Here is a 6,363-nt window from a genome sequence, read left to right as displayed (position 1 = left end):
TGGGCCTTTACCGACGAAAGCTGGAACGATTGGCCAGTCACCGCATAGACGTGGGCATAGCCTGCACAAGTCCAGCTCAGACGCCCGTTACGGCGAGATATGGAGTCGGCCGTTTTTCAGGAGTCCCGAGGTAGTAACCCGAACCCCGCCGCAGGAACTTCATGAACACACCGGAGTCGTCGGCACCGAAATCGAGCAGGAACCCGGCCTTCTCCAGGCGCGCATAGAGATCGGCGTACTCGACGCGCATCGCGTCGTAGATCGGCTTCTGCCACTGGGGCAGCAGCTTGTAGGGAATGGACGCGATCGTCATGTCCGATTGCTCGGCGGTGATGCCCTGGGCCACGGTGCGCTCCGAATAGACATCGGCGAAGCCGTACTTCTCCAGCGCATGCACCGGCGCGATCAGCGTCGAGCTGCGCTGCAGCATCGTCACCTGGGCGGCTCCGGCTTCCCAGAGGGCGGCGGCGATGTCGTGGGCGGAGTTGTTGGAGCCAACCACCACGCAGCGCTTACCGCGGTAGGCATCGGGGCCGGGATGGGCATTGGAGTGGTGCTGATCACCGGCGAAGCTCTCCGCCCCCGGCAGCGACGGCATCAGCGGATAGCCCGACACACCCATAGCGAACACCAAGTGGCGGGGGCGAAGCACCACCGGCTGGCCATCGCGCTCGGTGCTCACCTGCCAGCGACCTTCAGCCGGATCGAAGCGGGCACTGCGGACCGGCGAACCACCCCAGACGTTCAGCCCCATCACGCTCACGTAAGCCTCCATCCAGTCGGCCAGCTGATCCTTGGGGGTGTAGGGGGCCAGCCCTCGGGGAAAGGGAGATAGGGGAAATGGCAGTAGTGAACGGGATCGTGCAGACAGAGGCTCTTGTAACGGCGTCGCCAGTGGTCACCCGGGCGGGGCTGCTTCTCCAGCACCAGGGCCGACACCTCCAGGTGACGGAGACGGGCGGCGAGGCTCAGGCCGGCCTGGCCGCCGCCCACGATCACCACATCCGGTTGCTCCGTCACTCCCAGGGCCTGCCGCTCCCCCTCGCGGCGCTCAGCCCACGACTGCCGCCCGGGATGGACGCCGTGCTGGGCGCCGGCCGGCCGCCGCTCGCGCACCCGCTCCTCGTGGCCCTTCAGTTCATCGAGGGCGGTGAACAGGGTCCAGGCGCGGCCATCGCGCAGGCGCAAGTGGCCGCTGCAGCGCCCCACCCGCGTTTCGAAACCGAACCAGGCCTCCACCCGGCCGCCGGCCTCGCTGGCCTCGCCCCTGAGCTGGAAGCCATGGGGCGCCACATCCGCCAGGCGGGCCGCCAGCATGGCCGCGATGGCCTCGGGCCCCTCCTCGGTGCGGAGGTTCCAGGTGAACGCCACCAGATCGCGCCAGAAGCATTCCGGGCCAAACAGCGCCACCACGGCCTGGGGGTCGCCACCCGCCAAAGCAGCCGCGAACGAACTCAGCCACGCTTCGGCAGTGGTCGTGGGAGACGGGATCGGCGCCATTGAGAACGGAAGCGGGATGGACCAAGCCTGAACCGCCCCGCTGGTGAGATCGCCCGATGCAACCGTTCCACACAGTGGGGAAGGCGACGGATACCGGCTCCATGCCGCGGATACCCTGGCAGGCCTGAGGCCGGGGATCTGGGCACCATCGCCAGCCGCGCCCGATCGAGCATCGCAGGCTTCGGCATTGGCCCTGAGCCCACTCCCCGCACGGTGGCCACGCCGCCGCCGGGGCCGGAGGAGCAGCTGGTGGCCGAAACCCGACGGATCGAGGCGCTCTTCGCCCGAGAGAAACCCTTGGCAGCGGAGACGAGCATGGCGAAACGCCACCGCCCGGACAACCTGGCGCTCAGCCCCACAGCTGCACCAGTACCTCCCGCTGGCGCGGGCCATCAAGCCCCACCAACAGCACCGCCTGGTAACCCCCCAGCCCCAGCCGACCCGCCACCACCGGCAGGCTGAGGTGGTTGCCCAACAGCAGGGCGATCAGGTGGCTGTGGGCGTTGCGCGGCTCATCCGGGGCGATGTCGGGCCGCAGGTGCAGATCGTTGTGCAGCCAGGGCCGATCGGCCGGAACCAGCTCCAGGAAGAAGCGTTCGATATCGGCCAGCAGCCGCTCCTCGTTCTCGTTCACCACCAGTGCCGCCGAAACCCGACGGGTGGTGGTGTGCTGCCCGGCCGCCACCAGCAGGCCGTCACCCAAATCGGCGCGCTCCACCAAGGGCCTGAAGCGCGGCGGTGATGTCGTGGCAGCGGAACGGGCCGGCGGTGACCAGCTGCAGCCGGTGGGTGAGCAGGGTGGCCATGGGATGTCGCTGGTAGGCGGCATCCTCACCGGGGGAAGGCCGCGGCATCGCCGGCACGACGAGCATGGACCAGGGTTATCACAGAGAAACCGGAGAACCGCACGATGTCGCAGACCGTTCGCGTTCCTGGTCGTGCCTGCCTGCTGGGTGAACACTGCGACTGGTGGGGAGGAGCCAGCCTGACGGTGCCCCTGGAGCAGGGCATCCGGGTGAACGCCAATCCCGCCGAACGCGGCCTGCACCTGAAGACAACGCTTGAGGGCCAGACACTGGAGGGGCACTGGCCCATCGATGGCGGCGTCGATCCCGCAGGAGGTGCCCTGCGGTTCGTACCGGCAGCCGCCGCAGCGCTGCGAGCAAGGCAGATTGCCATCCCTGCCGTGCAGCTCACGGTGGAAGCCGATCTCCCCGCCGGGAGGGGGTTGTCGTCATCGGCGGCGTTCTGTGTGGCCGTGCTGGATGCCCTGGTCCGGCACGCCGGCTGTCGCCTGGAGGGTCGGGAGCTGGCGGCGCTGGCCACCCATGTGGAACGGGATCTGCTCGGCGTGGCCTGTGGCCCCCTCGATCCGATCGCCTGCGTGTCGCGCGAACCGATCCTGCTGCGCTGGGGGAACGACGGAGCCGTGTCGATCACAACGATCCAGCCGGCGCAGACCCTGCATCTGGTTGTGGCCTCTTTTGCAGCACCGCGAAACACAGACGCCATCCTGCAGGCGTTGCAAGACCACGCACGCGGCCAGGCAGCGTCAGACCTGGATCCCCAGGCGGTTGCGGCCGTGCGGGCAGCCTTGGCCACCTTTGCCGCTGAAGCCGAACAAGGAGCGGTGGCCCTGCGTGGCGGCGAGGCCACGGGCCTCGGGCGGGCGATGGATCGCTGTCAGCAGGCCTATGACCACATGGCTGCGCTGCTGCCAGCCCTGCACGCCCCGGCCCTGGCGCGGGCCGTGCAAGGGTTGAAGGCGGGCGGAGCGCTGGGGGCGAAGTTCAGCGGAGCGGGCGGCGATGGCAGCGTGATCGCCCTCTATCAGGACCCCCACGCAGCCCGAGAGGGGCAGGCGTGGATGGGTGGGCTGGAGGGCGTGCAGGCCTGGATCTGCAGGATCCAACGCCGGCCTGGGGCTCATGCAGCGGCAGCAGGCTGACAAAACCAGCGCGCGCATCATCGGCTGGCTCGATCTCAGCCACCCCGTGCCGCAACGGATGTGGGAGCGACGGCTGCGGGGCCATCGGGCCATGGACTATGCGCAGCTTGCAGATCAGCTATCGATGGCAAGAGCCTGGTCGAAACCTTCTCACAGACCTTCTCACATCCAAGGATGAAGGAGCATGAGACTGACTGCGGCACAGTCAGTTCAGCCCATCAATCGAGAAGCTTCCCAAGCTGAACGTCGCCGGTTCGAGTCCGGTCACCCGCTTGTGATCTGAAGATCAATTCCTCGTCAATCCCTGACCGGGACTGAATGAAGAGTGTCGAGCCCTTCAGGATCTCGGCTTGATCACCTGGAGAATCTGGGGTCCAATGCTCCCGGCGCGACGCTCACAATCCAGAGATTTGAGTACAGCCTGAGCCGCTTCGACAAGATCACCTCGCTGGGCAGCAGCTTCGGCACGGGATTCATGCTTGGCCGCATCGCGGAGAAACTGGCTTCGTTGCTCTGATCCTTGTGACATGGCGATCGAAGATCGCGTTTGAACCGCAAGCACAACAACAGATCAATCTTGGGCCACTCTAACGCTTCGGCGAGAATATGGCTTGAAAGAGAGAGGAATCCTGACAGGAAGAGACCGGTTCAGCTGATCAGGTGCCGGGCTCTTCGCCCAGACCACCGAGGGCCTCGATCTGGATACGCAACTGGCCCGCCCGGCTGCTGTCCCCACGGCTGATGGCGATGGCCAGCGCGAACTCCAGCTTCTCGAGCTGATGGCCACCTTCAATGTAGCCAGGGCGGTGGACGGTGGACGGAGCGGTCAACGACCCCCCGTTACGGGGCAGGGGGCAGGCCGGATAGGTGCTGGCCATGGTTGTTTTTCTTTTCATTCTGCCACTCAGAAGCAGGGCGCTGCCAGCTTGAGTGATAAGGACGCTCCTTGAGTGGTCAGGATCTGCCCCTGAGTGATCAGGTCCTGTCACGACGGGACGGGATGAGGTGCTGACCCAGACGCCGGAGCGGTGCCGACGACCACCTAGGCGGCCAGGTCCAGCTCCTGCGGTGAGGCAGGCTCGACCGCCACCGGAGCGGACGCCGGCGCTGACGTCTCAAGCAGCTGGCGGCAGTCCCGCAGCAGCACCTCCACATTGGAGAGAGCCTGGAGCTGATCGGACTCCGGCTGCTGGTCGTCCTCCAGCGCCATCTCCAGCAGGCCCAGCCGTTGCTCCAGGTGCACCAGCCGATGCGACAGGGCCGCCACCGTCTGGGCGAGATCCTCCGCCGTGCGGGTGATGCGGAACGACACCGATTCCGAGGGCATGGCAACCGAACCAAGAAGGCCGATCACAACACAGAACCGCTCACCGCTCAAGCCATCTCCCAGACTGAGTCGTCCTGGCGTCACCTGCGGGCATGCCCAGCCTGGCCACTCTGGCGATCTACCTCCTTGCCGGCCTGGGCGGTGGCCTGCTCGCCCTGCGCACGGGGATTCCAGCGGCGCCCCTGGCGGGGGCCCTGCTCGGCGCGGGCCTGGTGAGCATGAGCGGGCGCTGGGATGTGGCCCACTGGCCCCCTGGCACCCGTACGGGCCTGGAGATCGCCATCGGCACGGTGATCGGCACCGGCCTCACCAGCACAGCGCTGACGGAACTGCGGCAACTGTGGCGGCCGGCGATCCTGATCACCGTCACCCTGGTGGCCACCGGCCTGGTGGTCGGCCTCTGGAGCAGCAGGCTGCTGGGCGTGAGTCCGATCATCACCCTGCTCGGGGCAGCCCCTGGCGGCATCAGCGGCATGAGCCTGGTGGGCGCTGAATTCGGAGTCGGGGCAGCCGTGGCGGCCCTTCACGCCGTGAGGCTGATCACGGTGCTGCTGGTGGTGCCCATCGTGATCAGGATGGTGCTGTCATTCACAGCTGGTCATCCCTCCGGTTGACAGGCACCCGTGCCGCCCCCTCGACAGTGTGGAGTCGACCGATACGTTGGTGCCCGATGACCGGCTCCACTGACCGACTCGATGCTGTCCCGTCTCCTCCGTCCCTGCCCAACGTCCACGGCACCCGCCAGGGACCGTAGCCACAGTTTGAGGTCGGCCCTGCACGGGATCCTGCTGCCCGGCCTGGTGCTCCTGACGGGTCCGCTCCCCGTGCTGAGCCAGCCGAAACCCAGCGATCCAGGCACCAAAGGCGCGGAGGTGTACTGCTTCATGCGCAAGGCCGGCAATGATCACGACGTGAGCTGGAACGCCGCCTATGCCCTGATCAAACGCCAGGGCTCCAGTCTGTTCAAGACCTCTCCAGAACATGCCGCGGTGATGATCACCGAGGCCGTGGTGAATTCCCCCGAGGCCTTCCCCGACTGCGGCCGCTTCATGGGAGCCCTCTATGGCGGTGATAAGCCCGTGCCACTGAGGACCGACATCCCCGCCAATGGCAGCACAGGTCCTGTTCCCATCCCCAGCGGCGGCGGAACCACTCGCCATGACCGCTATTCCTACTGATTCCCTTCGCACAGCCCCCCCCCGGGCCCTCTGGTGCGCTCTGGCTCTGGTCCTGGCTCTGGCCGGTTGCGCGGCAGCGGAACCCCCGACCACGGAATCCCCACGGCTGCGTCGGGACGAGTGCCTCGATGAGGTCAAGGTGGATCGGCTCGATCAGGCCCTCGAGCACTGCGACAGGGTGGTGAGCGCCTACCCACTGGAGGCCCGTCCCCTCAGTGACCGCTTCGTGATTCACACCCTCAGGGGCGAACTGGCCAGGGCCTGCCAGGACATCGACAGGGCGGCAGAGCTGCTCAAGGCCACCGGAAACGGCAAGCCCGCGAAGGATGCCGACGACCCCCAGCTGGTCACCGACATCCGTGTGCGCCAGGAAAGCTGCCGCGACATCCCGGCGGCAGCGGCCCCCTGAC

The 6,363-nt window shown here is 67.1% G+C and carries 11 protein-coding genes; 5 read left to right on the top strand and 6 right to left on the bottom strand.

Annotated elements, in window-relative coordinates; genetic code table 11:
- Positions 1-76: 76 nt before the first annotated feature.
- The 4 genes from VB734_RS10225 to VB734_RS10210 form a co-directional block, all read right to left on the bottom strand.
- On the bottom strand, positions 77-787 hold the full coding sequence (locus VB734_RS10225; protein ID WP_322782622.1) for an NAD(P)/FAD-dependent oxidoreductase: 711 nt from the start codon (positions 785-787) through the stop codon (positions 77-79).
- Entirely contained in the window at positions 760-1,500 is a 741-nt protein-coding gene (locus VB734_RS10220) for a nuclear transport factor 2 family protein (RefSeq protein WP_322782103.1), read from the bottom strand. The genes VB734_RS10225 and VB734_RS10220 overlap by 28 nt, the downstream gene beginning before the upstream one ends.
- A 349-nt stretch (positions 1,501-1,849) precedes the next feature.
- Positions 1,850-2,218, bottom strand: coding sequence for a secondary thiamine-phosphate synthase enzyme YjbQ (locus VB734_RS10215; RefSeq protein WP_231598168.1), 369 nt, complete (start codon positions 2,216-2,218; stop codon positions 1,850-1,852).
- Positions 2,196-2,372 carry a hypothetical protein gene (locus tag VB734_RS10210; RefSeq protein WP_231598167.1) on the bottom strand — a complete coding sequence of 59 codons (177 nt, stop codon included), beginning with the start codon at positions 2,370-2,372 and terminating at the stop codon, positions 2,196-2,198. The genes VB734_RS10215 and VB734_RS10210 overlap by 23 nt, the downstream gene beginning before the upstream one ends.
- A 38-nt stretch (positions 2,373-2,410) precedes the next feature.
- Between VB734_RS10210 and VB734_RS10205 the strand changes: the two genes are divergently transcribed.
- Together VB734_RS10205 and VB734_RS10200 are read left to right on the top strand one after the other, a co-directional pair.
- Positions 2,411-3,448, top strand: coding sequence for a mevalonate kinase (locus VB734_RS10205; RefSeq protein WP_255143760.1), 1,038 nt, complete (start codon positions 2,411-2,413; stop codon positions 3,446-3,448).
- A 325-nt stretch (positions 3,449-3,773) separates the two neighbouring features.
- Entirely contained in the window at positions 3,774-3,965 is a 192-nt protein-coding gene (locus tag VB734_RS10200) for a hypothetical protein (protein ID WP_323243325.1), read from the top strand.
- Between the two features lie 139 nt (positions 3,966-4,104).
- Here VB734_RS10200 and VB734_RS10195 read toward each other — a convergent pair whose 3' ends face one another.
- On the bottom strand, positions 4,105-4,326 hold the full coding sequence (locus tag VB734_RS10195) for a hypothetical protein (RefSeq protein ID WP_197166674.1): 222 nt from the start codon (positions 4,324-4,326) through the stop codon (positions 4,105-4,107).
- Between the two features lie 164 nt (positions 4,327-4,490).
- Positions 4,491-4,775 (bottom strand): hypothetical protein, encoded by a 285-nt coding sequence (locus tag VB734_RS10190; protein ID WP_197166672.1) that lies wholly within the window; start codon positions 4,773-4,775, stop codon positions 4,491-4,493.
- 92 nt (positions 4,776-4,867) lie between these two features.
- On the opposite strand from VB734_RS10190, the gene VB734_RS10185 reads away from it, so the two are divergent.
- From VB734_RS10185 to VB734_RS10175, 3 genes are all read left to right on the top strand, one after another.
- Complete coding sequence (locus VB734_RS10185; protein WP_197166670.1) at positions 4,868-5,389, top strand: AbrB family transcriptional regulator; 522 nt, start codon at positions 4,868-4,870, stop codon at positions 5,387-5,389.
- 174 nt (positions 5,390-5,563) lie between these two features.
- Positions 5,564-5,953, top strand: a complete 390-nt coding sequence (locus VB734_RS10180) for a DUF6554 family protein (protein WP_416223696.1) — start codon at positions 5,564-5,566, stop codon at positions 5,951-5,953.
- Positions 5,934-6,362 carry a hypothetical protein gene (locus VB734_RS10175; protein ID WP_197166664.1) on the top strand — a complete coding sequence of 143 codons (429 nt, stop codon included), beginning with the start codon at positions 5,934-5,936 and terminating at the stop codon, positions 6,360-6,362. Before VB734_RS10180 ends, VB734_RS10175 begins: the two co-directional genes overlap by 20 nt.
- Position 6,363 lies beyond the last annotated feature (1 nt).

It is taken from the genome of Synechococcus sp. BA-124 BA4, assembly GCF_034931165.1.
Note: the sequence above shows the minus strand (reverse complement) of the source record. Positions and strands in the feature narration are given on the sequence as shown.